The sequence below is a fragment of the Afifella aestuarii genome (assembly GCF_004023665.1).
GTDB classification, from domain to species: domain Bacteria; phylum Pseudomonadota; class Alphaproteobacteria; order Rhizobiales; family Afifellaceae; genus Afifella; species Afifella aestuarii.
Window position 1 is genome coordinate 889,205 of record NZ_SAUF01000002.1, and the last position, 24,197, is coordinate 913,401.

Sequence of the window (24,197 nt, forward strand, 5' to 3'; positions counted from 1 at the left end):
CGATGTCTGGCTTTTCGATCGCTGAACTCGGCCATTACGCGCTCGTTCTGGCGTTGGCGCTGTCGCTCATTCAGTCGACGGTGCCGCTGTGGGGCGCTTCGGCGCGCGACAACCGGCTGATGCGGGTGGGCACGGTCTCGACCCTCATCGGCTTTCTGTATGTGGCCTTTGCCTTCGGCGCGCTCACCGTCGCCTATGTGAATTCCGATTTCTCCGTGGCGAATGTCTGGGAGAACTCGCATTCGGCGAAGCCGCTTCTGTTCAAGATTTCCGGTGTGTGGGGCAATCACGAAGGCTCCATGATGCTGTGGGTCCTGATCCTGTCGCTCTTCGGAGCGCTGGTGGCGGCCTTCGGCGGCAATCTGCCGGTGACCTTGAAGGCGCGCGTGCTCGCCGTGCAGGGCTGGGTCGCGACGGCGTTCTTGCTCTTCATCCTGACCACTTCGAACCCGTTCCTGCGCCTGACGCCGGCGCCGGGCGAGGGGCGCGATCTCAACCCGATCCTGCAGGATGTCGGCCTCGCCATTCATCCGCCGCTTCTCTATCTCGGCTATGTCGGCTTCTCGATCGTCTTTTCGTTCGCCGCGGCCGCGCTCATCGAAGGCCGCGTCGATGCGGCCTGGGCGCGCTGGGTCAGGCCCTGGACGCTGATGGCCTGGATCTTCCTGACGCTCGGCATCGCCATGGGCTCCTACTGGGCCTATTACGAGCTCGGCTGGGGCGGCTGGTGGTTCTGGGATCCTGTCGAGAACGCTTCCTTCATGCCGTGGCTGGCGGGAACCGCTCTTCTGCATTCGGCGATCGTCATGGAGAAGCGGGGCGCCCTCAAGATCTGGACGATCCTGCTGGCGATCCTCACCTTCTCGCTGTCGCTGCTCGGCACGTTTCTGGTGCGCTCCGGCGTGCTCACCTCGGTGCACGCCTTCGCGACGGACCCGACGCGCGGCGTCTTCATCCTGGCAATCCTGGTGCTCTTCATCGGCGGGTCGCTGGCGCTTTTCGCCTGGCGGGCGCCAGAGCTGAAACAGGGCGGCCTGTTCGCGCCGATCAGCCGTGAGGGCGCGCTTCTCTACAACAATCTCTTCCTGGTGGCGGCAACGGCGACGGTCTTCGCCGGCACGCTTTATCCGCTCGTTCTGGAAGCGCTCACCAAGGACAAGATTTCGGTGGGGGCGCCGTTCTACAACATCACCTTCGCGCCTCTGATGGTGCCGGTGCTTCTGGCCGTCCCCTTCGGGCCGATGCTCGCCTGGAAGCGCGGCGATCTCGCTGCGGCCGCACAACGCTTGCTCTTCGCCATGGTGCTGGCCGTCGTGGCGTTCGTGGCGACCTTGATCATAGAGGGCGTGCAGCATCCGCTGGCGCCTGTCGGGATCGGTCTCGGCATCTGGCTGATCGCCGGCGCCGCCAACGAGATCATCGATCGCTCCGGCATCGGGCGCATGCCGCTGAAGACCTCCTGGGCGCGCTTTACGGGCATGCCGCGGACGGCCTTTGCGACGGCGCTCGCCCATGCCGGCCTCGGCGTGACCGTGATCGGCATCGTCGCCACGACGACCTATCAGACCGAGACGATCGTTTCCGTAAAGCCCGGAGAATCTCTGGAAACCGGCGGCTACACGCTGACCTATCAGGATTACGTGCCGCATACGGAGAACAATTACCGCGAGGAGCTCTACCGCTTCGTCGTGTCCCGCAACGGTGAGGCTCTTCTCGCCATGGCGCCGGCGAAACGCTTCTATTCCACGCGTCAGATGTCGACCACGGAAGCGGCGATCAAGACCTTCTGGTTCTCGCAGCTTTACGTGTCGATCGGCGATCAGCACGATGACGGCTCGCTCACCGTGCGCGCCTACTACAAGCCGCTCGTCACCTTCATCTGGCTGGGTGCGGTTTTGATGGCGATCGGCGGGACGGTGTCCCTCTCTGACCGGCGCTTCCGCATCGGTGTCGCCAAACCCGCACGCGCCAAGCGTCTGCAGGAGGCAAAGGCGTGAAACGCTTCTTGATCGCGCTTGCTCTTACGGCGCTGCTTCTTCCCGCAGGAGGAGCGCTGCAAAGGGGCGGCGGCTTCGACCTCGTCTCGCAGGCCTGGGCGGTCGAGCCCGACGAGATGCTGAAGGATCCGAAGCTGGAGGCGCGCGCGCGCGACCTTTCCGAACATCTGCGCTGCCTCGTCTGCCAGAACGAATCGATCGACGATTCCAACGCCGACCTCGCCAAGGATCTGCGCCTTCTCGTGCGCGAGCGCATCAAGGCCGGCGACACCGACGAAGAGGTGAAGAAGTTCCTGGTCGACCGCTACGGCGAGTTCGTGCTGCTGCGACCCGTGCTCGACTGGAAGAATCTGATCCTGTGGGCGGCGCCGGTGATCGTGCTTCTGATCGGCGGCATCGCGCTCTTCATCCGCTTCCGCGGAACGGGCGTCCTATCGGAATCGAAGCTCTCCGCCTCCGAGGAGCGAGCGCTCGCCGATATTTTGAAGAAGTACTAGAGCCACTGTACCTCCATCGTCTGGAAAGCGCCTGAGGCTCTTGTGGGCGGTCATTGCTCCGCGGCAAGTGTGGCCCGCGGGTCGCAGGGCGCTTTGAAAGCTTCCGGCCAGCCGCAGCAGTTGCAACAAGGACGCCCGCTGCCTTGCCGGGAGATCGCGGATCGATCAGAACTGCGATCGATTCCCGTGTTTCGCCAGCCGCAATGGGCCTCCATGACCAAGCCCTGCCTCAGTCTCGTCATCCCGATGCACAACGAGGAAGAGTGCCTGGACGGACTCTTTCGACGTCTTGAATCCGTGTTGGGCGAGCTTGGCATCTCCTACGAAATCGTCTGCGTCGACGACGGCAGCCGCGACCGGACGCTGGCGGCCCTGATCGAGCGGCAGAAACACGCGCCCTATCTGCGGGTGATCGACCTCTCGCGCAATTTCGGCAAGGAGGCGGCGCTGACCGCCGGCCTCGACGCCTCGCGGGGCGATTGCGTGATTCCGATCGATGCTGATCTGCAGGACCCGCCGGAGCTCATCGGCCGCATGCTGGAGAAGTGGCGAGAGGGCTACGAGGTCGTCAACGCCGTGCGCTCCGAGCGCCAGACCGATACGCCGATGAAGAGGTGGACGGCGGGCCTGTTCTACTGGTCGGCGAACAAGCTCTCGGAAATCGAGATCCCGCCGAATGTTGGCGATTTCCGGCTCATGGACCGCAAAGTGGTCGATGCCATCTGCGCGCTGCCGGAGCGCAGCCGCTTCAACAAGGGGCTGTTCGCCTGGGTCGGTTTCCGGCAGGCCAGCATCGAGTATTCCCGCGAGGCGCGCTTTGCCGGCGAGACCAAGTGGAAATACTGGCGGCTGTGGAATTTTGCCCTCGACGGCATCACCTCCTTCAGCTCGGTGCCATTGCGCATCTGGAGCTATCTGGGCGGAGCGATCGCGGGACTTGCGATCGTCTATGCCATCATCGTCGTCGTGCGCACGATGCTCTTCGGTCGTGATGTGCCGGGCTATCCGTCCCTGATCGTCGCCATCATGTTCTTCAACGGCCTCACCATGCTGAGCCTTGGCGCGATCGGCGAATATCTCTCCCGCATCTTCATCGAGGCGAAGCAGCGCCCGCTCTACATCGTCCGCAAGATCTACGAGCCGGATGCTGAGCCCGACGAGGCGACGCGGCAGGGCGAGGTCGGGGCGTGACGTCTCGGATTCGCGTCCCGGCGGCGCTTTTTCTTCTGCTCTGCATTCTGTCGGTGGGCATCGCCTTTGCCTGGGCCAAGTCGCTTTACTCGTTCCAGTTCGGCGATCAGGCGCTGTTTCACAATTTCGCGCGCTGGATCAACCACGGCGAAATCTACATTCGCGACTTCATCCATTTTCGCACGCCGGGCACTTACTATTATCTGGCGCTGGGGCAGCGGCTTTTCGGCGAGACGTTTCGTGCGACCTCGTTTGCGATCCTGCTGGAACCCTATCTGTTTCAGATCGCGGCGAGTTTCGCTTTGGCGCTGGCCGCCACGCGCGCCCTTCTCGGGCGCGCCTCCTTCGCGATCGCTGTTTTCGTCGCCGCAACCTTCCTCTTCCTGACGCCGATCTTCCAGCTGCGTACGGCCATTCCGGCACTGGCGCTTGCCGCCTATCTCATGACGATGGGTGGGGACAGGCCGCGCGCGGATCGGGCTTGGAGCCTCGCCGCCGGCGTCCTTCTCGGCCTCAGCTATTGGGTCGGCCAGGAAGTCTTCATTCTTCTCGCCTGGGTGATTTTCTGGGTCGAGCTCGCCGCGCGCAAGGAGCCCTTTGGAGAACGGGTACGGCGCCTTGTGTGGATCGCCGGCAGCAGTTTTGTCGTCGTGGCGGGAGGCATTGGAGCGCTGGTGCTGCAGGGCATGCCGGTCGGCGAATATCTCTATTACACGTCGATCTACGCGCTCTTCATCCAGCCCGCCGGGATGGACCTGCCGTTCCCGCCCTTCGCGATCGAGAATTTCGTCTATTACGTCTTCTTCCTCGAGATCGCGCTGATCGGAGCTCTGTTCGTTTTAAGCGGCGTCTTCGCCGAGCCCGCCGCAATCGCGTTCTCGAGCTACGCGATCCTGCGGTTGGTCTCCGCCCTCGGGCGTTCCGATTATCTCCATCTCGTCTTTTCGATCTCCGAACTCGTCGTTCTGACGCCGATCGCCATCGCCATGATCTGGGCGAGGCGGGGGGAGGTGGCTCGCGCGATCGATCGGCGCGCGCCGCGGCACCTGATCGAGGCTCTCCTCGTCGCGCTTGCGATCCTCATTCTCTTCGCTGCCGCGATCTCGACCTCCTCCCGGGTGCTGCTTCTGGCGCCGCCGCTTTTGTGTCTCGGCGCGCGGATGGAAGGTTCGCCCGCGAATGAACCGGGAGGCGCATCCTCGGGCCTGACGAACCTCGTCGCCGGGGTGCTCGGATTGGGCGCGATGGTTGCGGTCTTCTATCCGAATTCGACGGCGGCGTTTCGCTTCGGTACCGACGCGCTCTTTTACTCCGTGCCGTCGCGTCCCCTCATCGGCGGCGTTCAATTTGGTCCGGACCAGGACCAGGAGCTGAAGGGGGTCGAGGCCTTCTTCGAGGAGCATCGCCCTCAGCGCATTTTCAGCTACCCGATCCGGCCGATCTATTATGCCTTCGCGCCCGAGCACGCGACGCGGCTCACCTATCTCGAGCCGCAGACGACGGAGGCGGAAGTCGCCGGCCTGATCAGCGATCTCGAGATCGCGCCCGCCGATGTGATCGTGCAGGATGTCGGCCAGATGCTGCGGGCGAGGCCCGTGCTTTATCCGCTCGCCGACTATATCGCCTCCAATTACCGCACCGCGCATGTCAACCGAGAGGGCAGGCTTCTGGAGCTGCGGCTGCCGCGCGATGAGATGCGCCCAACGATGCGTCTGATGGACCGCTATCGTCAGCTCGCCGGAGAGAACGGTGGCCGGGTCGGATTTCGGGCGATCGATGGCGCCGGGAACCGTGCCGGGGCCGGCGGTGGTGACAATGAAGCGAGATTGGTTCTGGAGGCCAAGGGTCGGATTTCTCATCGCCTGGCGGTCGCCGACGACTGGGTCTTCACGACCGCGCTCCTGGAATGTGCAGACTGCGCCCGTCAGGCGGACGTGGAACTCATGCGCGGCGAGAAGGTGACGCGCATGCGCCTGAGCGCGGGCGCGGCGGCCGACACGATCCCCATGCCCGCGGGAACGGGGCCGGTGACGGTGATCTTTCAGCCGAACGTCGACGGCAAAAGAGCCGCCTGGATCGATCCTCGCTTCGAAGGGCCGGTGAAGTGACGGCGGGGAGGGGCGCGTGAAGCGGCTGCAACCGCGCCTCGATGCGCTCGTCGCGCGTCTGCCCCTGACGGCCGTGCAGTATCTGAAGTTCGGCATCGTAGGCGGCCTGGCAACGGCCTTTCACAGCGTCCTCTTCGTCCTCTTCATCGAGGTGTTCGGTGCCGAGCCGATGCTCGCCAATACGCTCGCCTTCGCCTGTGCCGTGGTCGTCTCATACCTCGGCAATTACCGCTGGACCTTCGGCGCGACCCGACGGAGCTGGGCGAGTTTTCTGAAATTCGCCGTCGTCAGCCTGATCGGCTTTGCGCTCAACAGTCTGGCGATCTTCATCATCGTCGAGGCGATGGCGCTGTCCTATCTCTGGGTTCTGCCGTTCATGGTCGGGATCGTGCCGATCGTGGTCTTTGCGCTCAACCGCGGCTGGACTTTTGGTGAGGCGCGGCGCGTCGGCTGAAGGGCAACGCGGCCCGGATAATGCGGGCGCGCAGGCTGCGGCGGCAGATGCGATCCCGGCGGATCTTCTCCGGATTACGAAGTTTTAATTCCAAGGTCACTGCGCGGTAAGCCGGGCTCACCTATCTGTGAGCGTGCAGCAGGACCTCATTGCCCCTGTCCCCTGCTGCGGCCTCCAGTCCGCTCCGCGCGCCCCCCCGCGGAGCGGACACCGAGTTAACGCCCTGGAGAACGAGCAATATGACGAACAACAAGAACCGCGTTTCGACACTTGGAAAGTTCCGGAATGCGCTTCTCGCCAGCGCTGTGACGCTTGGCGTAGCGGGTGTGGCTGCCTCCGGCGCCATCCTGTCCGACACGCAGCCGGTCCGCGCCGAGCAGGTGCAGGTTCAAAACCAAGGTCCGGCCGATTTCACCGGTCTCGTGGAGAAGGTGAAGCCCGCCGTCGTGAGCGTGCGTGTGAAATCCGAAGTCAATCCCGTGACGTTCCAAGGCGATGGTCGCCACTTTTCTATGCCGGATCTGCCCGACGACAATCCCTTGAACGAATTCTTCAAGCGCTTCGGCCCGCGCGGCTTCGACTTTGACGACAACGACCGCGGACGCAGCCCCCACCATCGCAATCATCCGCGCTTTGGCATGAGCCAGGGTTCCGGCTTCTTCATTTCGCAGGACGGCTACATCGTCACCAACGACCATGTCGTCGAGGACGGCTCCGAAGTGACCGTCGTCATGGAAGACGGCAAGGAGCTGCCGGCCAAGGTCGTGGGCGTCGATGAGCGCACCGACCTCGCCCTCCTCAAGGTCGACGGCGACAATTACACCTATGTGAACCTTTCCAAGGACGCGCCGAAGATCGGCCAGTGGGTCGTGGCGGTCGGCAACCCGTTCGGGCTTGGCGGCACCGTGACGGCGGGCATCGTGTCCGCAGACGGACGTGACATCGGCGCCGGCCCCTATGACGATTTCATCCAGATCGACGCGCCGGTGAACCGCGGCAATTCCGGTGGCCCGACCTTCAACATGAAGGGTGAGGTCGTCGGCGTGAACACGGCCATCTTCTCGCCCTCCGGCGGCAATGTCGGCATCGCCTTCGCCATTCCGGCGAATGTCGTGACCGACGTCGTCTCCGAGCTGCGCAAGGACGGCGCGGTGACCCGCGGCTGGCTCGGCGTGCAGATTCAGCCGGTGACGGAAGATATCGCCGAAGGCCTCGGCATCTCCTCCACCGAGGGCGCGCTCGTGGCCGACCCGCAGGATGGCGGCCCGGCCAAGCAGGCGGGTATCCAGGCCGGTGACATCATCACGCAAGTCGACGGCAACAAGGTCGACGGCCCGCGTGAACTCGCCCGCATGATCGCCGCCTACGATCCGGACACCAAGGTCGAGTTGACGGTTCTGCGCGACGGTCGCGAGCGGACGATCGATGTCGAGCTCGGCAAGCTCGGCAAGCAGACGGCGTCTGCCGACAGCCACGACAGCGGCGACCAGGCCGCGCCGACGAGCCTTGAGGGCCTCGGTCTTGCGGTCGAGCCCAACCAGGACGGCGACGGCGTCATGGTCATCGGCGTCGACAGCGGTTCGGCGGCCGATCAGAAGGGCTTCGAGGAAGGCGATGTGATCGTGCGCGCCGGCGGCAAGGCCGTGCGCGACGGCTCCGATCTCGAAAACCAGATTGCTGCGGTGAAAGAGCAGGGCCGCAAGGCGGTGCTCATGCAGGTCGAGCGCAACGGCAATTCGCGCTTCGTGGCTCTGCCGACCGACGACCAGGGCTGACGATAAGAAGCGGGGCCTCCTCTCCGGCCCCTACTTCAGAAACGGCCTTTCGGCGGTTAAAGTCGCCCCCACCGCCGGCCGTCCGGAGCGGCGGATCGCAGCGCGATCCGCCGTTTCGCGTCTCAGCCCCACCAAGGAGACGGAAAGGAAGCTCCCTCTCATGCGTATTCTCGTCATCGAAGACGATCAGGAAACGGCCGCCTATCTCGTCAAGGCGCTGAACGAGGCCGGCCATGTCGCCGACCATGCAAGCGACGGCGACGAAGGCTATGCCATGGCCTCGCACGAGAATTACGACGTGCTCGTGGTCGACCGGATGCTGCCGAAACGCGACGGGCTCTCCGTGATTTCGGAACTGCGGGAGGAGGAAAACCGCACGCCCGTGCTGATCCTCTCGGCGCTCGGCCAGGTCGACGATCGGGTGAAGGGGCTGCGCTCCGGCGGCGACGATTATCTGGCCAAGCCCTACGCCTTTTCAGAGCTTCTGGCGCGTATCGAGGTGCTGGCGCGGCGCAATACGCCGAACGAGGCGGAAACCCGCTACCGGGTCGCCGATCTCGAGCTCGACCGTCTGGCACGCACCGTGACGCGCGGCGGCGAGACGATCCTGCTGCAGCCGCGCGAATTCCGGCTTCTGGAATATCTGATGAAGAACGCCGGTACGGTCGTGACCCGCACCATGCTCTTGGAGAATGTCTGGGATTATCACTTCGATCCTCAGACCAACGTGATCGACGTGCACATGTCGCGCCTGCGCGGCAAGATCGACAAGAACTTCGAAAAGCAGCTCCTGCATACGGTGCGCGGCGCCGGCTACGTCATCCGCGACGATGGCTAAACGGTCTCCCGCGGGCAAGGCCGGCGGCCGGCTGCGCCTACTGCGCACCACGGCCTTCAAGCTCGCCGCCGTCTATCTCGCCGTCTTCACGATCTTCGCCGCCTTCCTCATCTTCTACATCGCCAAGAACACGACGCAGCTGTTGACGACGCAGCTCGCCGAGGCGGTGGATCAGGAAACGCGCGAGCTCGCCCGCCAGTACGAGGTGGGGGGCTTGAGCCGCGTCGCCCGCATCATCGACCGGCACAGCCGCCAGCCGGGCGCGAGCCTCTATCTCGTCACCGATCCGGACGGAGACATCATCGTCGGCAACGTGGCCGCGGTGCCCCCGGAAGTGCTGACGCGCCCGGATTCCGATCTCCATCCGATCCCCTATCGCCGGCTGGAGGAGGACACGAGCGCCGACCATGTGGCGCTGGTGCGCGTCTTTGCGCTGCCCGGCGGTTTCCGGCTTCTCGTCGGCCGCGACATCGGTGAACGGCAGCGTTTCGTGGCGATCATCCGCCAGGCGCTGATCCTGACCGTCGGGTTGATGGTGGTGCTCGGGCTCGCGAGCTGGCTGTTCGTGTCGCGACGCGTCCTGAAACGCATCGATTCCATCTCCGCAACGAGCCGGCAGATCATGACCGGCGATCTGTCGGGGCGTCTGGAAGTGACGGGGACGGGCGATGAGTTCGACCGCCTGGCGCTCAGCCTCAACACCATGCTGGCGCGCATCGAAGCCTTGATGGTCGGGCTGAAACAGGTCTCCGACAACATCGCCCATGACCTCAAGACGCCGCTGACGCGCATGCGCAACCGCGTCGAGACGGCGCTGGCGCATCCCGATGACGGCGGTCGCGAGGCGCTGGTGACGACGCTCGAAGACGCCGACCAGCTGATCAGAACCTTCGATGCTTTGCTGATGATTGCGCGCACCGAGGCGGGCTCGTCGGGGCTTGCCTTCGGCGAGATCGACGGCAGTGCCGTCGTCGCCGACGTGGTGGAGCTTTACGAGCCTCTCGCCGAAGATGCGGGCGTTTCTCTGAGTGCGGACCTGCCGGAGGAGCCGGTGATGCTCTACGGCAACCGCGAGCTTCTGAGCCAGGCGCTCGCGAACCTCGTCGACAATGCCATCAAGCATGCCGGCGAGGTGGTGGAAGATGCGCATGTGACGATCGGCCTGACGCGCGGGAAGGAGGGTGTGGAGCTTTCCGTCGCCGACAACGGGCCGGGCATTCCGGAGGCTGACCGCCCGCGCGTCATCGAGCGCTTCGTGCGTCTCGACGAAAGCCGCACGCGCCCGGGCTTCGGCCTCGGCCTCGCCCTCGTTGCGGCCGTGACGAAACTGCATCATGGCGAGCTGAGGTTGGAAGATGCCGCGCCAGGCCTTAGAGCTGTCCTGGCCCTGCCCAACGAAAGAGCGCTCACCGATGACGCAAAAAGCTCTGAGGCAAAGGATCAAGCCGCTGCCGCCGTCTCCGGAGGCGGAAAAGGCGCTTGAGCGCCTCGCCCATGCCGCCGGACGCCAGGAGAAGGAGGCAGCGCTTCAGGCGCTCCTCGCCGATGACGCGCTGAAAGCCTTCCTGGGGACGAGCCTCGGCGATTGTCCCTATCTCCTCGATCTGGCGACAAAGGATATCGACCGGCTCGCCGAGATCATCGGGGCGGCGCCGGAGGTTTTGCTTCAGGAGACGACGGCCGCTCTCGCGGATCTGGAGCCGGCGGATGAGAAGGCGCTGATGGCGGCGCTGCGGCAGGCGAAGCAGAAGGTCGCGCTGACGCTGGGCCTTGCCGATCTCGGCGGTGCGCTGGAGCTTGAAGGTGTCGTCGGCGCTTTGTCCGATTTCGCCGATCAGGCGATCGACACCGCGCTCGCCTTTCTCCTGCGCGAGGCCGAAAGGCAGGGCAAATGGCAGGGGGGCGGGCCGCGCGATTGTGGCCTCGTCGTGCTCGCCATGGGCAAACAGGGCGCGCACGAGCTCAATTATTCCTCCGACATCGATCTGATCGTGCTCTTCGATCCGCAGACGCCGGGGCCGGCGGAGGGTGTCGAACGCTCCGTCTTCTGGGTCAGGATCGTGCGCCGGCTCGTCTCGCTCCTGCAGGAGCGGACCGCCGACGGCTATGTCTTCCGCGTCGATTTGAGACTTCGTCCCGATCCGGGGGCGACGCCCGTCGCGCTGTCGATCCCGGGCGCGCTCTCCTATTACGAGAGCATGGGCCAGAACTGGGAGCGGGCCGCGCTCATCAAGGCGCGGCCGGCCGCCGGCGACAGGAAGGTGGGCGAGGACTTTCTGCGCGAGCTCGGCCCCTATATCTGGCGCAAGCATCTCGACTTCGCCGCGATCGCCGACATCCATTCGATCAAGCGGCAGGTGCATATCCATCGCGGCCACGCCAAGGTGCGGGTCGCCGGCCACGATCTGAAGCGCGGGCGGGGCGGCATTCGCGATATCGAGCTTTTCGCCCAGACGCAGCAATTGATCGCCGGCGGCCGCGACGCCGATCTGCGCGGCCTGCGCACACGCGATGTGCTCGCAAAACTCGCCGAAAAGGGCTGGATCACCGGCGCGGAAGCCGCCGAGCTCGACCGCGCCTATGTGTTTTTGCGCGGCGTCGAGCATCGGCTGCAGATGGTGCGCGACGAGCAGACGCAGACCCTGCCGCAAGACGGGGAGGGGCTTCAGCGCATCGCCAGGCTCTGCGGCTTTGCCGAGCTTGAGGATTTCGAGACGGAGCTTCTGAAACATCTCAACGCCGTCGCCGCGCGCTATCAGGAGCTGTTCGAGGAGGCGGCGCCGCTGTCGACAGAACTCGGCAATCTCGTCTTCACGGGCGGCGACGACGATCCAGGCACGCTTGAAACCTTGTCTCACCTCGGCTTCCGGCAGCCGGCGAACGTGACGGAGACCGTGCGCGCCTGGCATTTCGGCCGCTATCAGGCGACGCGGTCGACAACCGCACGCGAAAGGCTGACGGAGTTCACGCCGGCCCTTCTCGCCGCCCTTGCCGAGACGCCGGATCCGGATGCGGCCTTCCGCGCCTTCGATGCCGTGGTGCGCAAATTGCCGGCGGGCGTGCCGCTGTTTTCGCTGCTGGCCGCCAATCCGGGCCTGCTCGAGCTTCTGGCGCTGGTGCTCGGCGCCTCGCCGATGCTGGCGGAAACGCTCGCCAAGCGGCCGCATGTCATCGACATTTTGACCGACCCGGAATTGCTGGCCGAGCCGATCGGACGCAAGGCGCTCGACGGGCAGCTTCGCACGAGCCTGGCCGATGCGCGCAGCTACGAGGATCGGCTCGACCGGGCGCGGATCTTTGCGCGCGAGATGCGCTTTCTGATCGGCGTGAAAGTGCTCGCGGGCGCGATGGATGCGCCGGAAGCCGGCAGCGCCTTTGCCGATCTCGCCGAGACGGTGATCACGGAGCTGTTCGTGGCGACGCGGCGGGAATTCGCCCGCCGCCATGGCGAGGTGCCGGGAGGCGATGTGGCGCTTCTCGCCATGGGTCGGCTCGGCAGCCGCGAGATGACGGCGACCTCCGATCTCGACCTCATCGTCGTCTACGATTTCGCCGCCGACGCGAAGGAATCCGACGGCGAGAAGCCGCTCGCGCCGAGCCAGTATTACACGCGGCTGACGCAGCGCTTCGTGACGGCGCTCTCCGCGCAGACGGCGGAAGGCGCGGCCTATGAAGTGGATCTGCGGCTGCGCCCCTCGGGACGTGCCGGGCCGCTGGCGACGCCGTTTTCGGGCTTTGAACGCTATCAGAGGGAAGAGGCCTGGACCTGGGAGCATATGGCGCTGTGCCGGGCGCGCTGCATTTTTGCCGAAGGCGACCTTGGAACGCGTGTCGAGACGGTGATTTCCGAGGTGCTCGCGACCCGGCGCGAGGACGAAAAGCTCAGGGACGCCATCGCCTCCATGTATGACCGCGTGCAGGCGGCCAAAGGCGGCACGTCGCGCTGGCAGCTGAAGACGGTGCCCGGCGGGCTGACGGCGCTCGAATTCCTGGCGCAGTATCTGATCCTGGCCGGACGGGCGGCCCCGCAGCCGGCGCCGCCTCACCGCATCTTCGAAAGCCTGCACGATGCAGGGGACGAAGAGCGGGGCAATGCGGGGGAAGACGGGACGTGGAAGGTGCTGGCCAAAGCCTCGCGCCTGCAGGCGGCTTTGCTGCAGGGGCTCCGGCTTATCGGCGAAGATGCGGCACGCGATCCGGATGCGACGGCGGAGGGCACGAAGCGTCTGCTCTTGCGGCTCGCCACGCAGGCGGAGATCGTCGCCGAAGCTGGCGATCTGCCGCCGAGCCAGGTGATGAGCGATTTCGACGGGCTGATTGCGCGCCTCGATCAGGCGCAGGCCGAGGTGCACAAGATCTTCGACGCGATTTTGCGCCGGGAGGGCTCTCAGGCGGCTGACGAGGGCGACGGCGCCTGAAAGCGAGACCTGACCTGAAAAAGAAGGCGGCGCCGGGGGTGAGCGCCGCCCAAGCCGTCAGCCGATCTTGATCGTCGTGTCGTCGACGAAATTGTTGATCGGAATATCCATGTTGCGGGGCGCCGGCCCATGACGGATGCGCCCGGCCGTGTCGTAGACGGAGCCGTGGCAGGCGCAGAACCAGCCGCCGAACTCACCCGCTTCACCGGTCGGCACGCAGCCGAGATGGGTGCAGATGCCGATCATGACGAGGAATTCTTCGCGGCCCGCCGGGCTGCGGTTTTCCATCGTCGCCGGGGCGCCGGCTTCGAGGTTTTCATTGCGTGCCACCGGGTCCTTCAGGTCCGAAAGCGGCGTGTCGCGCGCTGCCGCCACCTCTTCCGGGGTGCGGTAGCGGATGAAGACCGGTTTGCCGCGCCACATGACGGTGATCGACTGGCCGGCTTCCATGCCGGACACGTCGACCTGGATGGAGCCCAGCGCGAGTGCCGAACTGTCGGGGTTCATTTGGTCGATGAACGGCCAGGCGAGGCCGCCGACAGCCGCGACCGTCATGGCGCCGGTCGCGACGACGATGAAGTCGCGTCGCGTAGGCTCGCCGCCTCCGCTCGTTACAGCTGCGGTCATGGAATTTGCTCCCTTGCCGATAAAAAGGACGCCGGCCCTTCGGAGAGCGTGTCAACGACGGAGTGGGGACGAGGTCGTGTCGGTACAGCCGCCGCCGCAGGCCATCCGTTGGTCCGGCAAATTCAATGTAGGTGAGCGCTCACGACCGCAGAAATAGTAATATCAGAGGGGCATACTCAGCTTTTGCGAGGGTCTCCCGGAAGGCTGAGGCAAAGCACTGCGCGCGACGTCGAGAAGGCCGGTGAGAAGTGCGTTCTGGGGTTTTCTGTCCGCGTAGACGAGACGCTGCGCCGCCCGGCCTTCCATATCAGACAGCCAGGAGATACCCGGCGTTTCGGCCGAGCAGGCGGAGATGTGGAGAAAGCCGCCGGCCATGCCGCCGGCGATGAGCTCCCGCGCGGTCTTTTCGGGGACCGTGCCGGCGATCGCCTGCGGATGGATGCCGCGCCGCTCTAGGATCGCCTCGGCGAGCCTGCGGCACTGGGTGCCGGGCGGCGGCAGAAGCCAGGGCGTTTCGGAGAGTGTGTCGCTGTCGGCGCCGGCGAGCCGTTCCTCCCAGGCGCTCGGGATCGCGGCGCGCACCACGATCGTGTCGATTTCCACGGCGGCAAGCCCGGCTTCGAGATCGGGCTCTGTGGAGACGCAGCCGGCCATAAGCTCGCCGGAGCGAATGCGCTCCAGGATCTCCGCCGAGGAGGCCTCGCAGATGTCGAGCCGGGTGAGGGGATGCGCCAGCGCCATGCCGGCGATGAGGCCTGCCAGCCGATGCTCGCAGGCGCAGGGCGAGATGCCGAGGCTGATGACGCCCTTGAGGGTGCCGCCGAGAGAGCGGCCGTGATCGAGGAATTCGGCGCGGGCTTTGATGACCGCACGCGCGCGCACCAGCATTTCGGCGCCTGCCGCCGTGAGCCGCATGCCCTGCGAGGAACGCTCGAAGAGGGCAAAGCCCAACTCTTCCTCAAGCTGCTTGATATGCGCGCTGACAGCGGGCTGGCTGGTGGCGAGGTGCTCGGCCGCGCGCGAGATCGAACCGGTCTCGGCAACGCCGACGAGGCTGCGCAAATGGTGAAATTCCAACGGCCTGCCTTGCTGCTGCGGGGATCACATAATGCAACCTGCATATAAGGATCGCGGCCGCAGGATTAAGCCGTGATCGGCGGGCGGAACGTCGCGGGCGGGAGCGCCGTGCCGGATGCTCAGGCAGCGTTCGCCGCCTGCTGGTGCAGCGGCAGGGACAGCGTAACGCGTGTGCCGACGCCTTCGGAGGAATCGATGCGCATATCGCCGCCGTGCAGCTGCACGATCGACTGGGTGATGGCGAGGCCGAGACCTGAACCCTTGTGGTCGCGGGTCATCTGGCGGGCCACCTGCTCGAAGGGCCGGCCCAGCCGCTCGAGAGCCTTTTTCGGAATGCCGATGCCAGTATCTTCAACGGCGATCAGCGCTTCGCCGCCGCGCCTGCGGGCGCTGATCTTCACCTTGCCGTCGGCGGGCGTGAATTTGACGCCGTTGGAGACGACGGCGAGGAGCGCCTGACGCAGAGCCTTGCGGTCGGCATCGAGCCGGAAGTCCTTCTCCACCTCCAGACGGATGTCGATGTTGTTTTCGGCGGCTTCCTTGCCGAGGCTCGCGACCACCTCTTCGGCGAGTTCGGCAAGATCGACCTCGCTCGGATCGAGGGAGATGTGGCCCGATTCCAGCCGCGTCATGTCGAGGATGTCGGAGATGACGCTGAGGAGATAGCCGCCGGAATCGCGGATATCGGCGCAGTATTCTTCGTACTTTTCGTTCCCGAGCGGGCCGAAGGCGCCCGATTGCATCATCTCCGAAAAGCCGATGATGGCATTGAGCGGCGTTCTGAGCTCGTGGCTGACATTGGCCATGAATTCCGATTTGACGCGGGAGAGCTCCTCGGCGTGCTCCTTTTCGAGCGCGTATTTCTCCGCGAGTTCGACGAGCTGCTGCGCCTGCTTTTCGAGCTGCTGGCGCGAGCCGCGAAGGTCGGCGACGGTGGCCGTCAGCTTGCGCTCGTTCTCCAGAAGCTGGGCTTCATGCTGCTTCAAGGCGGTGATGTCGGTGCCGACGGAGACGAAGCCGCCATCCTTGGTGCGCCGTTCGTTGATCTGCAGCCAGCGCCCGTCCTCGATGCGCGCTTCGACGGAGCGACCGCCGAGCTGCGGGCTTTCGGCGGCGGGCAGGAGGCTTGCGAATTGCGGGCGCCGTCCGCTCGCCACGACGTCGGCATAGGCGGTGCCCGGCCGTACCAGATTGTCCGGGAGCTGGTAGAGCTCCTGATATTTGGAATTGCACAGGACGAGGCGGTTGGATGCGTCCCACAAGACGAAAGCTTCCGAAATCGCCTCAACCGCATCGTGCAGACGAAGATCGGCGGTGCGGGAGGCTTCCGCGGCGAGCTTCGATTCCGTCACGTCGACGGCGATGCCGATCCAATGCGGCCCGTCGGCATCGCGCACGACCTCGCCGCGCACCCGAACCCAGATCCAGCGGCCGGATTCGTGGCGCATGCGGAATTCGCGGTCGATCTGCGCGCCCTCGGCCTGGATGAGGGCGTTCGCCATTTCGATGAGATCGCCGTCTTCCGGATGGATGCGCGACGACACATCCCCGGCGGAGAGGAGGTTGTTGATCGCGGGCAGGCCGACGATGTCGTACATCGAGGGCGACCAGAAGATCGCCCCGCGCGACAGATCCCAGTCCCACAGCCCCGAACGGCCGCGCATCAGCGCCATATGCACGCGGTTCTGGGTTTCGCTGTAGATGTAATCGGCCTCTTCCGCCCGCGTCGTCTGCGCCTGATAGGCAAAGCCCAAGATCGACAGGATGATCGAGGTGCCGACGAAGACCGTGGCCTCACGGGACACGTTGCTGCGCCAGTTGGCGAAGACGGCGGACAGCGGCTGGTAGACGGCGACGGAGCCGGTCGCCTCGCCGATATGATGGACGGTGGCGAGCACGTCGTTGCCGTCCGGCAGGCGGATGGAGAGGACGCCTGCGCGCTCGCCGAGCGTGGTGAGCGGCTGGCCGGGACCGAGAAGATCATCGAGCGAGCGGCCGACGAGTTCGACCGCATAAGGATCGACGGCAACGATCTTGCCGAGCGGATCGGCGAGCACGGTGACGCGGCCGGAATCCTCCGCGCCGGGCGGCAGAGCGTTGGCGAGGATGCCGTGATAGGTCTCCGACATCGCCGTTGCCGGCATCTGCCCGCGCATCTCTTCGAGATTGGTGGCGATCGAGCTTGCGAGGAGGCCGAGCGTCAGCTTGGCGCGGTTTTCAATGTCGCCCCGCGCATCGCTCAACACCACGATCCGCATCATTCCGAGCGTCACGATGAAGAGGACGATGAGGAACGGGATGAGGCGGCGGATCAGCGGCTCCGCTCGCACCAGCCGCGCATAGGCAGGGTGGATGAAGAGGCGCGCATGGCCCGCCAGCGCTTGCCGGTCGAGGCGTCTTACGTTGGGTAGACGCCTGAACGCGGACGCGATGGCTTGATGAGCCCGCGCCATGCAGAACCTCCAGTGATTTGGGGCAGCCGCACCCCCGAATCACCTCATTTGAATCTGACCGAATCAGATTGTCCAGACCCGCAGGGAGATCGGCTCCTACCCCAGCGTGCGAATGACGATATCGGCCACGTCCGTGGAGAGGTCCGGACGGTCGGCGAGCGCCCGCAAGGCGGCCTCCGCATGCGTTCGGCGCCCCGGTTCGAGCAGCCCGTAGCTGCGGAAGCAGGTGGCGAGCCGCGAGGCGACGGACGGATTGCTCTTGTCGAGATCGGCGATCGCATTGGCGAGGAAATGATAGCCGGCGCCGTCTGGACGGTTGAAGGCCGTCGGATTGCCGGCCCCGAAGGTGCGCACCAGCGAATAGACCCGGTTCGGCGTCTTCCAGGAGAACGCCGGATTTTGGGTGAGCCCCTCGACCTTTTTCAGCGTCTCGTGGCCGGGCTGCATCGCCTGCACGGCGAACCATTTGTCGAGGACGAGAGGATTGTCGCGGTAGCGCTCGAAGAAGGCGTCGAGCGCGGCCGAGGCGCCGGTGAGGTCCTCGTGCACGAGAAGCCTCAGCGCCGCGAGACGCTCGGTGAGGTTGGTCGCCGTCTCGAAGGATTTGCGCACCTGCGCGCCTTCGTCCTGTCCGCGCGCCTTGCCGGCGGCGATCTGATAGCGCCAGGCGGCGAAGGTGAGGGCGCGGCGCCCGGCATTGTCGGCATCGGGCGAATAGGCCGGCATTGCCGGTTCGCGCTTGGCCGCCTCGACGATGCGCTCGGCCGACTTCTCGCCGATGAAGCCGGCAAGCGCCTGCCGCGTCTCGTAGACGATGTCGGGATCGACATCCTTGGCGATCAACTGGGCGATCTCGTTTTCCGACGGCAAGGCGAGGGCGAGCGCCCGGAAGGCCGGGTCGAAATCGGTGTTCTCGGCAAGTTCCGCGAAGGCCGCCGCAAGCCTTGGATCGAAGGATGCGGTGCCGCCGCTCGACAGCGCCTGATAGCCTGAGAGGGTTGCCCGGCGGGCGAGGCTCTGCAGCGCCTCCCAGCGGTTGAAGGCGTCAGTGTCCTGGCGTGCCAGGAAGAAGAGGTCGTCGTCGGTGAGATCCGCCTCGAGATGCACGGGCGCCGAAAATCCACGCAGCACCGACGGGACGGCTTCGGCACGCACGCCGCGGAAGGTGAGGTTCACTTCCTTCTCGGTGAGAAGAATGAGACCGCGCCCGAGCGCCTCCTTGCCGCCATCGCCGAGGCCGGCCGGGGCATCGACGTCCTCCCAGGAGAGATCCTGACCGTCGGGGCCGACGAGACCGAAGGACAGCGGGATGAGCTGCGGCTCTTTCGGCTTGTTGTCCGGCGTCTGCGGCAGCTCCTGGGCAAGGCTGAGAGAGAGCGTTTCGCTCTGCGCATCATAAGCGTGGCGGAGCGTCACTTTCGGCGTGCCGGCCTGGTGGTACCAGAGCGAGAACTGGGTGAGATCTCTGCCGGTCGCATCGGCAAAGCACGCGATGAAATCTTCGATGGTGACGGCGCCGCCATCATGGCGCTCGAAATAAAGGTCCATGCCGGCGCGGAAGCCTTCATCGCCCAGGACGAGCTTCAGCATGCGGCAGATTTCGGCGCCCTTTTCATAGACGGTCGCCGTGTAGAAGTTGTTGATCTCGCGGTAGGCGGTCGGGCGCACCGGATGGGCGAGCGGGCCGGCATCTTCCGGGAGTTGCGCCTGGCGCAGGCCGATCACGTCGGAGATCCGTTTCACCGGGCGCGAACGCATGTCGGAGGAGAATTCCTGGTCGCGGAAGACGGTCAGGCCTTCCTTGAGGCAGAGCTGGAACCAGTCGCGGCAGGTGATGCGGTCGCCGGTCCAGTTGTGGAAATATTCGTGCGCGATCACGCCTTCGACATGGGCGTAATCCATGTCCGTTCCGGTCTCTGCATCGACGAGGACGTATTTGTCGTTGAAGACGTTGAGACCTTTGTTCTCCATCGCGCCCATGTTGAAATCGGACACGGCGACGATGTTGAAGACGTCGAGATCGTATTCGCGTCCGAAGACTTCCTCGTCCCAGCGCATAGAGCGCTTCAACGCATCCATGGCGTAGCGGCAGCGCTCTTCCTTGCCGTGCTCGCAAAAGATGCCGAGGCGCACGCGCCGGCCGGATGCGGTGACGAATTCGTCGTGGATGGAGCCGAGGTCGCCGGCGACGAGGGCGAAGAGATAGGACGGCTTCGGAAACGGGTCGTGCCAGACGGCATAATGGCGGTCGGTGCCTTCCACCGGGCCGCTTTGGATGAGATTGCCGTTGGAGAGCATGATGGGCGTCGCCGCCCGCGGCGCTTCCATGCGCACGGTGTAGACGGCGAGCACGTCGGGCCGGTCGTAGAAATAGGTGATGCGACGGAAGCCTTCCGCCTCGCATTGCGTCGTGTAGACGCCGCTCGAGCGATAAAGCCCCATCAGGGCCGTGTTGTTCTCCGGATCGATCTCGGTGACGATCTTGAGCGTGAAGGGCTCGTGCGGCGGTGTGGAGAGCGTGAAGCGGTCGGGCGTCGCTTCGTATTCGTCGGCGCTGAGCGTGCGGCCATCGACGAAGACCTGCTTCAGTTTCAGCCCGTCGCCATTGAGAACGAGAGGTGGCTGCTTGGCTTCAGCATCTGAGGACTCGCGGCGACGAAGCGCCAAAGAAGCGGTGACCTGGGTCGCCGTCGGATCGAGGCGGAAATCGAGATCGACGGTGTCGATGGCGTAATCGGTCGGTCGGTAATCTTCGAGCCGCACCACTGCGGCGCCCTCACGTTGCATCATAGGCTCCTTGCATCTCGTTGCCGATGTAGAGGTGAAATGAGCCGACGAAAAGGCAGGAAACCGCGGTTTGCCTGCGATTTCGCGGAATTTGCTGCGCCTTTTCCGGCTTTCGCCCTTGCCGGCCTCTCTGCAATCGTCCATGCCGCGGCAAAAGTCTCCTTCCGTTCATAGCCGAGCCTCGGACCGCCATGAAGAAACCGCTGCCAGAAATCGTCGAACGTCGCCGCGTCTATGACGGCTGGAACCGGATGGACGAACTGACGGTGACGGGGCTCTCGTCAGAGGTGCACAAGCGCGAAGTCATCGACCATGGCGATGCGGCGAGCCTGCTTCCCTACGATGCCGAACGCCGGACAGTTCTTCTCGTCCGGCAATGGCGCGCGCCGCTCGCCGAGCGCCCCGAAGGCGGCTTCATCATGGAGGCCTGCGCCGGGATCATCGATCCGGGCGAGACGCCCGAGCAAGCGGCCCTGCGCGAGGCGGAAGAAGAGCTCGGCGTGACGCTCGGCAAGGCCGAACATGTCGCAAGCGTCTATCCGGCTCCCGGCTGTCTCACGGAACTCGCGCATCTCTTTCTGGCGCCCTATCGGCCCGAGGACCGCAAGAACGCAGGTGGCGGCAAGGACGAGGAAGGCGAGGCGATCGAGGTCGTGGAGATCTCCTTCGATCGGCTTTTCGCTCTCGTGCGGGAAGCGGGGATCAACGACGCCAAAACGCTGATCCTGGCTCAGGCGCTGCTTTTACGCGGTCTGTGACACCTCGTCCTCTTGCGAGGCAGCAAACTTTTTCAAGCGTGCAATTGAACCGAACAGGTTCCTGCGCGTTATCTGTCCCGAAAGCGCCAATTGGCGCAGTAGACAGGAGAGTTTGTCATGCTCGGTTGGGCATTAACCTTTCTCGTGATCGCGCTGATTGCTGCGGTTCTTGGATTTGGTGGTATTGCCGGCACGGCTGTGGGCATTGCCAAGATTATCTTCTTCGTCGCCGTGGTCCTCTTCCTTATCTCGGCCATCTTCGGCGGCATCCGCGGGCGTCGCATCTGACGCTCGCCTGAGCCAAATCTCCCGCTCGGGATCTTCGCCAAGATCCTCAGATCGGGGCGGAAAACCAGACAGGTCGCTGCCGGCAAAACGGCGGCGGCCTTTTTCTTTGTCTCTCACTTTTGTGCGTCGGCCTTGGTTTGAGGTTCGGCAAAGCTCTGCGGACATCGCCGAAAGGCCCCTTTGCGCTTGCGATCCGTGCACGCTATCAGGCCCGCACGCGCCTTGAGCGCGATCCTGACGGAGAAGCATATGTCCGAGCCCCAAGCGCGCCCCAAAGCTCACATCATCGACGGCAAGGTGATCGCACCGCAGACGATCGACAAGGTGAAGGCGGCGCGCGAAAAGCTCGAAGCGGAAACTGGCGTGAAGCCGGGACTTGCGGTCGTCATCGTCGGTGAGGATCCGGCAAGCCAGGTCTATGTCCGCAACAAGGGTCTGAAGGCGGAGGAATGCGGTTTCCATTCCGAGACGCATCGCCTGCCGGAGGCAACGAGCGAGGCCGAGCTTCTCGCCTTGATCACGCGGCTCAATGCCGATCCGAAGATCCACGGCATCCTGGCGCAGCTTCCCCTGCCGAAGCATATTTCAGAGAAGGCGGTGATCGCCGCCATCGATCCTGACAAGGATGTCGACGGGCTTTCGCCGATCAATGTCGGCCGTCTCGTGTCGGGCTCGGCCGATGAAGCGCTCGTGTCCTGCACGCCGGCCGGCTGTCTCGTCATGGCGAAATCGGTCACGCCCGATCTAAGCGGGCTCAATGCCGTCGTCGTCGGGCGCTCCAACATCGTCGGCAAGCCGGTGGCGCATTTGCTTCTGGCGGAGAACTGCACGGTGACGATCGCCCATTCTCGGACGCGCGATCTGCCCTCTGTCTGCCGCTCCGCCGATATTCTGGTCGCGGCCGTCGGGCGGCCGAAGATGATCAAGGGCGATTGGGTTAAGCCGGGCGCGACCGTCATCGATGTCGGCATCAACCGCATTCCCGCACCAGAGAAGGGCGAGGGCAAGACGCGGCTCGTCGGCGATGTCGATTTCGACGAGGCCGCGGACGTCGCTGGCGCCATTACGCCGGTGCCGGGCGGCGTCGGGCTGATGACGATCGCCATGCTGATGGCGAATACCGTGATCGCGGCATCGAGGAAGGCGGGACGCCCGGAGATCGGGGCGGGAATCTTTCAGGGCTGAGCCTGCCGCGACGGCGGGCCGTATGGCCGTGGCCGCCGGCCTTCTCTATTTTCCGGAGATGACCGATTTCATCCCTGGCCGTCAAAGCACGAGCCCCGTGGCCGCGGGCGACAAACGCCTCGACACGCGCTCGTTCCACAAGAACCATGTGCCGATCCGCGCGGCGCTGACGCCGTTTCTGGAGACGCGCTCAGGCGATGTTCTGGAAGTCGGCTCCGGCTCCGGCCAGCATGTCGTGGGCTTCGCCAAAGCCTTTCCGCATCTCACCTTCTGGCCGTCCGACAGAGAGCCCATGCACCGGGCGAGCATTGCCGCCTGGGCGGCGCTCGACCCGCAGCCCAATCTGCGCGACGTCGTCGATCTCAATCTCTGCGAGACCTGGCGGCTCGGCGAAGAGGGCGGTGCGACGGGGCGGCCGCCGGCGAAGCTTGCTGCCATCCTCACCATCAACATCCTGCATGTGACACCTTTCGCCGTGTCGGGACATCTGATGGCGGGGGCAGGCCGTTATCTCGCCGATGACGGCCTGCTCTTCATCTACGGCCCGTTCGCCCATGACGGTGCGATGAGCGAAAGCAATGCCGAGTTCGACGCGCAATTGCGGGCGGCGAACCCGGAATGGGGCCTGCGCGACGTGCAGGCGCTCTGCGTCCTTGCCGGCGCGAACGGGTTGAAGCCGCTCGACAAGATCGAGATGCCGGCGAACAACCACATTCTGGTCTACGGGCGCTGAGCCAGGCGAGCTCTCCTAGAAGCGCTGCCTGGCGAGAAGCGCGATCGTCTCCATGACCTCGCCGACGGCATCGACGACGCCGCCGAGCTCCATGAAACCATGGACCTGCCCGGGGAAATGCCGGTGCAGGACTTCGACGCCGGCATCGCGGAGCTTTTGCGCATAGGCCGCGCCGTCATCGAGCAGGGGATCGTGACCGCCGGTGACGATGAGGGCTGGCGGCAGGCCGTGATGGTCTTCGGCAAGAAGCGGCGAGGCGCGCCAATCAAGGCCTGCCTCGGCATCGGGCAGGTAGTTGCGGACGAGCGCGATCATGTCTTCAAGCGTGATCGGCGGCGCCTTGGCATTGGTGATGCGCGAGGGGCGCGAATTGGAGGCTTCGCTGTTGTCGGTCGCAGGATAGAGAAGCACCTGGAAGGCGAGCTTCGGCGTGTCTTCGCGAAGCGCGAGCGTCGTGACGGCGGCAAGGCTGCCGCCGGCGCTGTCGCCTGCGATGGCAATCCGGTTCGCATCGATGCCGAGCTCGCCGGCATGGGCGCCGATCCAGCGCGTGGCGGCGATCGCATCCTCAGGGCCCGCCGGAAACGGGTTTTCCGGGGCGAGGCGATAATCGACGGAAACGATCCGGCAGCGGGCGGTATCGGCCATGCGCCGGCAGAGGGTGTCGGCCGTGTCGAGCGTGCCGAGCACCCAGCCGCCGCCATGCAGATAGATGATCGCGGGTCCGGTCTCGTCGACGCCGTGAGGCGTGTAGAGCCTGAGCCTGATCGGCCCGGCCGGCCCGTCGGCCGCCACGTCTCTCACCTCCGCCATATCGATGATCGGGCCGCCGAATGTGTGCTGCAGCACGCCCTGGGTGGCGCGCATCTCCGCGACACTCATTGTGTGCAGAGGCGGCCCGCCGGCCTTTGCCATGCGTTGGAGCACTTTTTCGACTTGCGGATCGATGGGCATGTTCGTCCTTTCCTGTCTGCCGACGCGCCTGGCGCAGAGGCGCTGCCTCTGGCTGCC

At 65.1% G+C, this 24,197-nt stretch carries 18 protein-coding genes; 13 read left to right on the forward strand and 5 right to left on the reverse strand.

The features are described from left to right. Window positions 1–2 precede the first annotated feature (2 nt). The 9 genes from EO094_RS12590 to EO094_RS12630 all read left to right on the forward strand — a co-directional run bounded on the left by EO094_RS12590 (window position 3) and on the right by EO094_RS12630 (window position 13,278). Window positions 3–1,997 (forward strand): heme lyase CcmF/NrfE family subunit, encoded by a 1,995-nt coding sequence (locus EO094_RS12590; protein ID WP_128293368.1) that lies wholly within the window; start codon window positions 3–5, stop codon window positions 1,995–1,997. Between the two features lie 56 nt (window positions 1,998–2,053). Next, the gene (locus EO094_RS12595; RefSeq protein WP_246008529.1) at window positions 2,054–2,494 is read left to right on the forward strand and encodes a cytochrome c-type biogenesis protein; all 441 of its coding nucleotides are present in this window, start codon (window positions 2,054–2,056) and stop codon (window positions 2,492–2,494) included. 213 nt (window positions 2,495–2,707) lie between these two features. Then, complete coding sequence (locus EO094_RS12600) at window positions 2,708–3,685, forward strand: glycosyltransferase family 2 protein (RefSeq protein ID WP_128292614.1); 978 nt, start codon at window positions 2,708–2,710, stop codon at window positions 3,683–3,685. Next, window positions 3,682–5,793 (forward strand): hypothetical protein, encoded by a 2,112-nt coding sequence (locus tag EO094_RS12605; RefSeq protein WP_128292615.1) that lies wholly within the window; start codon window positions 3,682–3,684, stop codon window positions 5,791–5,793. The genes EO094_RS12600 and EO094_RS12605 overlap by 4 nt, the downstream gene beginning before the upstream one ends. A gap of 16 nt (window positions 5,794–5,809) precedes the next feature. Then, window positions 5,810–6,247, forward strand: coding sequence for a GtrA family protein (locus EO094_RS12610; protein ID WP_128292616.1), 438 nt, complete (start codon window positions 5,810–5,812; stop codon window positions 6,245–6,247). A 239-nt stretch (window positions 6,248–6,486) separates the two neighbouring features. Then, complete coding sequence (locus EO094_RS12615) at window positions 6,487–8,022, forward strand: Do family serine endopeptidase (protein ID WP_128292617.1); 1,536 nt, start codon at window positions 6,487–6,489, stop codon at window positions 8,020–8,022. Between the two features lie 160 nt (window positions 8,023–8,182). After that, a complete protein-coding gene (locus EO094_RS12620; protein WP_128292618.1) occupies window positions 8,183–8,860 on the forward strand; it encodes a response regulator transcription factor in 678 nt (225 codons plus the stop codon). Beyond that, window positions 8,853–10,343, forward strand: coding sequence for a sensor histidine kinase (locus EO094_RS12625; protein WP_128292619.1), 1,491 nt, complete (start codon window positions 8,853–8,855; stop codon window positions 10,341–10,343). The genes EO094_RS12620 and EO094_RS12625 overlap by 8 nt, the downstream gene beginning before the upstream one ends. Continuing rightward, a complete protein-coding gene (locus tag EO094_RS12630; RefSeq protein WP_128292620.1) occupies window positions 10,273–13,278 on the forward strand; it encodes a bifunctional [glutamine synthetase] adenylyltransferase/[glutamine synthetase]-adenylyl-L-tyrosine phosphorylase in 3,006 nt (1,001 codons plus the stop codon). Before EO094_RS12625 ends, EO094_RS12630 begins: the two co-directional genes overlap by 71 nt. 57 nt (window positions 13,279–13,335) lie before the next feature. Here EO094_RS12630 and petA read toward each other — a convergent pair whose 3' ends face one another. From petA to pepN, 4 genes are all read right to left on the reverse strand, one after another. Beyond that, window positions 13,336–13,905: a ubiquinol-cytochrome c reductase iron-sulfur subunit gene (gene petA, locus EO094_RS12635; RefSeq protein WP_128292621.1), complete on the reverse strand. Its 570-nt coding sequence runs from the start codon at window positions 13,903–13,905 to the stop codon at window positions 13,336–13,338. 162 nt (window positions 13,906–14,067) lie between these two features. Beyond that, complete coding sequence (locus EO094_RS12640; RefSeq protein ID WP_128292622.1) at window positions 14,068–14,982, reverse strand: LysR family transcriptional regulator; 915 nt, start codon at window positions 14,980–14,982, stop codon at window positions 14,068–14,070. A 119-nt stretch (window positions 14,983–15,101) separates the two neighbouring features. Continuing rightward, the gene (locus EO094_RS12645) at window positions 15,102–17,435 is read right to left on the reverse strand and encodes a sensor histidine kinase (protein ID WP_128292623.1); all 2,334 of its coding nucleotides are present in this window, start codon (window positions 17,433–17,435) and stop codon (window positions 15,102–15,104) included. Between the two features lie 96 nt (window positions 17,436–17,531). Then, window positions 17,532–20,225, reverse strand: coding sequence for an aminopeptidase N (pepN, locus tag EO094_RS12650; protein WP_342772738.1), 2,694 nt, complete (start codon window positions 20,223–20,225; stop codon window positions 17,532–17,534). Window positions 20,226–20,413: 188 nt separating this feature from the next. On the opposite strand from pepN, the gene EO094_RS12655 reads away from it, so the two are divergent. The 4 genes from EO094_RS12655 to EO094_RS12670 all read left to right on the forward strand — a co-directional run bounded on the left by EO094_RS12655 (window position 20,414) and on the right by EO094_RS12670 (window position 23,186). Beyond that, window positions 20,414–20,980 carry an NUDIX domain-containing protein gene (locus EO094_RS12655; protein WP_128292625.1) on the forward strand — a complete coding sequence of 189 codons (567 nt, stop codon included), beginning with the start codon at window positions 20,414–20,416 and terminating at the stop codon, window positions 20,978–20,980. A 117-nt stretch (window positions 20,981–21,097) separates the two neighbouring features. Continuing rightward, complete coding sequence (locus EO094_RS12660) at window positions 21,098–21,268, forward strand: DUF1328 domain-containing protein (RefSeq protein ID WP_092809512.1); 171 nt, start codon at window positions 21,098–21,100, stop codon at window positions 21,266–21,268. A 249-nt stretch (window positions 21,269–21,517) separates the two neighbouring features. Continuing rightward, complete coding sequence (gene folD / locus EO094_RS12665; RefSeq protein ID WP_128292626.1) at window positions 21,518–22,453, forward strand: bifunctional methylenetetrahydrofolate dehydrogenase/methenyltetrahydrofolate cyclohydrolase FolD; 936 nt, start codon at window positions 21,518–21,520, stop codon at window positions 22,451–22,453. 22 nt (window positions 22,454–22,475) lie between these two features. Next, window positions 22,476–23,186, forward strand: coding sequence for a DUF938 domain-containing protein (locus EO094_RS12670; RefSeq protein WP_246008493.1), 711 nt, complete (start codon window positions 22,476–22,478; stop codon window positions 23,184–23,186). Window positions 23,187–23,201: 15 nt separating this feature from the next. Here the strand turns inward: EO094_RS12670 and EO094_RS12675 are convergent, their stop codons facing one another. Continuing rightward, window positions 23,202–24,140: an alpha/beta hydrolase gene (locus EO094_RS12675; RefSeq protein WP_128292627.1), complete on the reverse strand. Its 939-nt coding sequence runs from the start codon at window positions 24,138–24,140 to the stop codon at window positions 23,202–23,204. Between the last annotated feature and the right edge of the window lie 57 nt (window positions 24,141–24,197).

What these genes read in the sequence shown, in the direction of transcription:
- EO094_RS12625 (WP_128292619.1), top strand. Translation starts at nt 8,853, where the DNA reads ATGGCTAAACGGTCTCCCGCGGGCAAGGCCGGCGGCCGGCTGCGCCTA.
- EO094_RS12655 (WP_128292625.1), top strand. Translation starts at nt 20,414, where the DNA reads ATGAAGAAACCGCTGCCAGAAATCGTCGAACGTCGCCGCGTCTATGAC.
- EO094_RS12590 (WP_128293368.1), top strand. Translation starts at nt 3, where the DNA reads ATGTCTGGCTTTTCGATCGCTGAACTCGGCCATTACGCGCTCGTTCTG.
- EO094_RS12615 (WP_128292617.1), top strand. Translation starts at nt 6,487, where the DNA reads ATGACGAACAACAAGAACCGCGTTTCGACACTTGGAAAGTTCCGGAAT.
- EO094_RS12630 (WP_128292620.1), top strand. Translation starts at nt 10,273, where the DNA reads ATGACGCAAAAAGCTCTGAGGCAAAGGATCAAGCCGCTGCCGCCGTCT.
- EO094_RS12620 (WP_128292618.1), top strand. Translation starts at nt 8,183, where the DNA reads ATGCGTATTCTCGTCATCGAAGACGATCAGGAAACGGCCGCCTATCTC.
- folD (WP_128292626.1), top strand. Translation starts at nt 21,518, where the DNA reads ATGTCCGAGCCCCAAGCGCGCCCCAAAGCTCACATCATCGACGGCAAG.
- EO094_RS12660 (WP_092809512.1), top strand. Translation starts at nt 21,098, where the DNA reads ATGCTCGGTTGGGCATTAACCTTTCTCGTGATCGCGCTGATTGCTGCG.
- EO094_RS12600 (WP_128292614.1), top strand. Translation starts at nt 2,708, where the DNA reads ATGACCAAGCCCTGCCTCAGTCTCGTCATCCCGATGCACAACGAGGAA.
- petA (WP_128292621.1), bottom strand. Translation starts at nt 13,905, where the DNA reads ATGACCGCAGCTGTAACGAGCGGAGGCGGCGAGCCTACGCGACGCGAC.
- EO094_RS12675 (WP_128292627.1), bottom strand. Translation starts at nt 24,140, where the DNA reads ATGCCCATCGATCCGCAAGTCGAAAAAGTGCTCCAACGCATGGCAAAG.
- EO094_RS12645 (WP_128292623.1), bottom strand. Translation starts at nt 17,435, where the DNA reads ATGGCGCGGGCTCATCAAGCCATCGCGTCCGCGTTCAGGCGTCTACCC.
- pepN (WP_342772738.1), bottom strand. Translation starts at nt 20,225, where the DNA reads ATGATGCAACGTGAGGGCGCCGCAGTGGTGCGGCTCGAAGATTACCGA.
- EO094_RS12670 (WP_246008493.1), top strand. Translation starts at nt 22,476, where the DNA reads ATGGCCGTGGCCGCCGGCCTTCTCTATTTTCCGGAGATGACCGATTTC.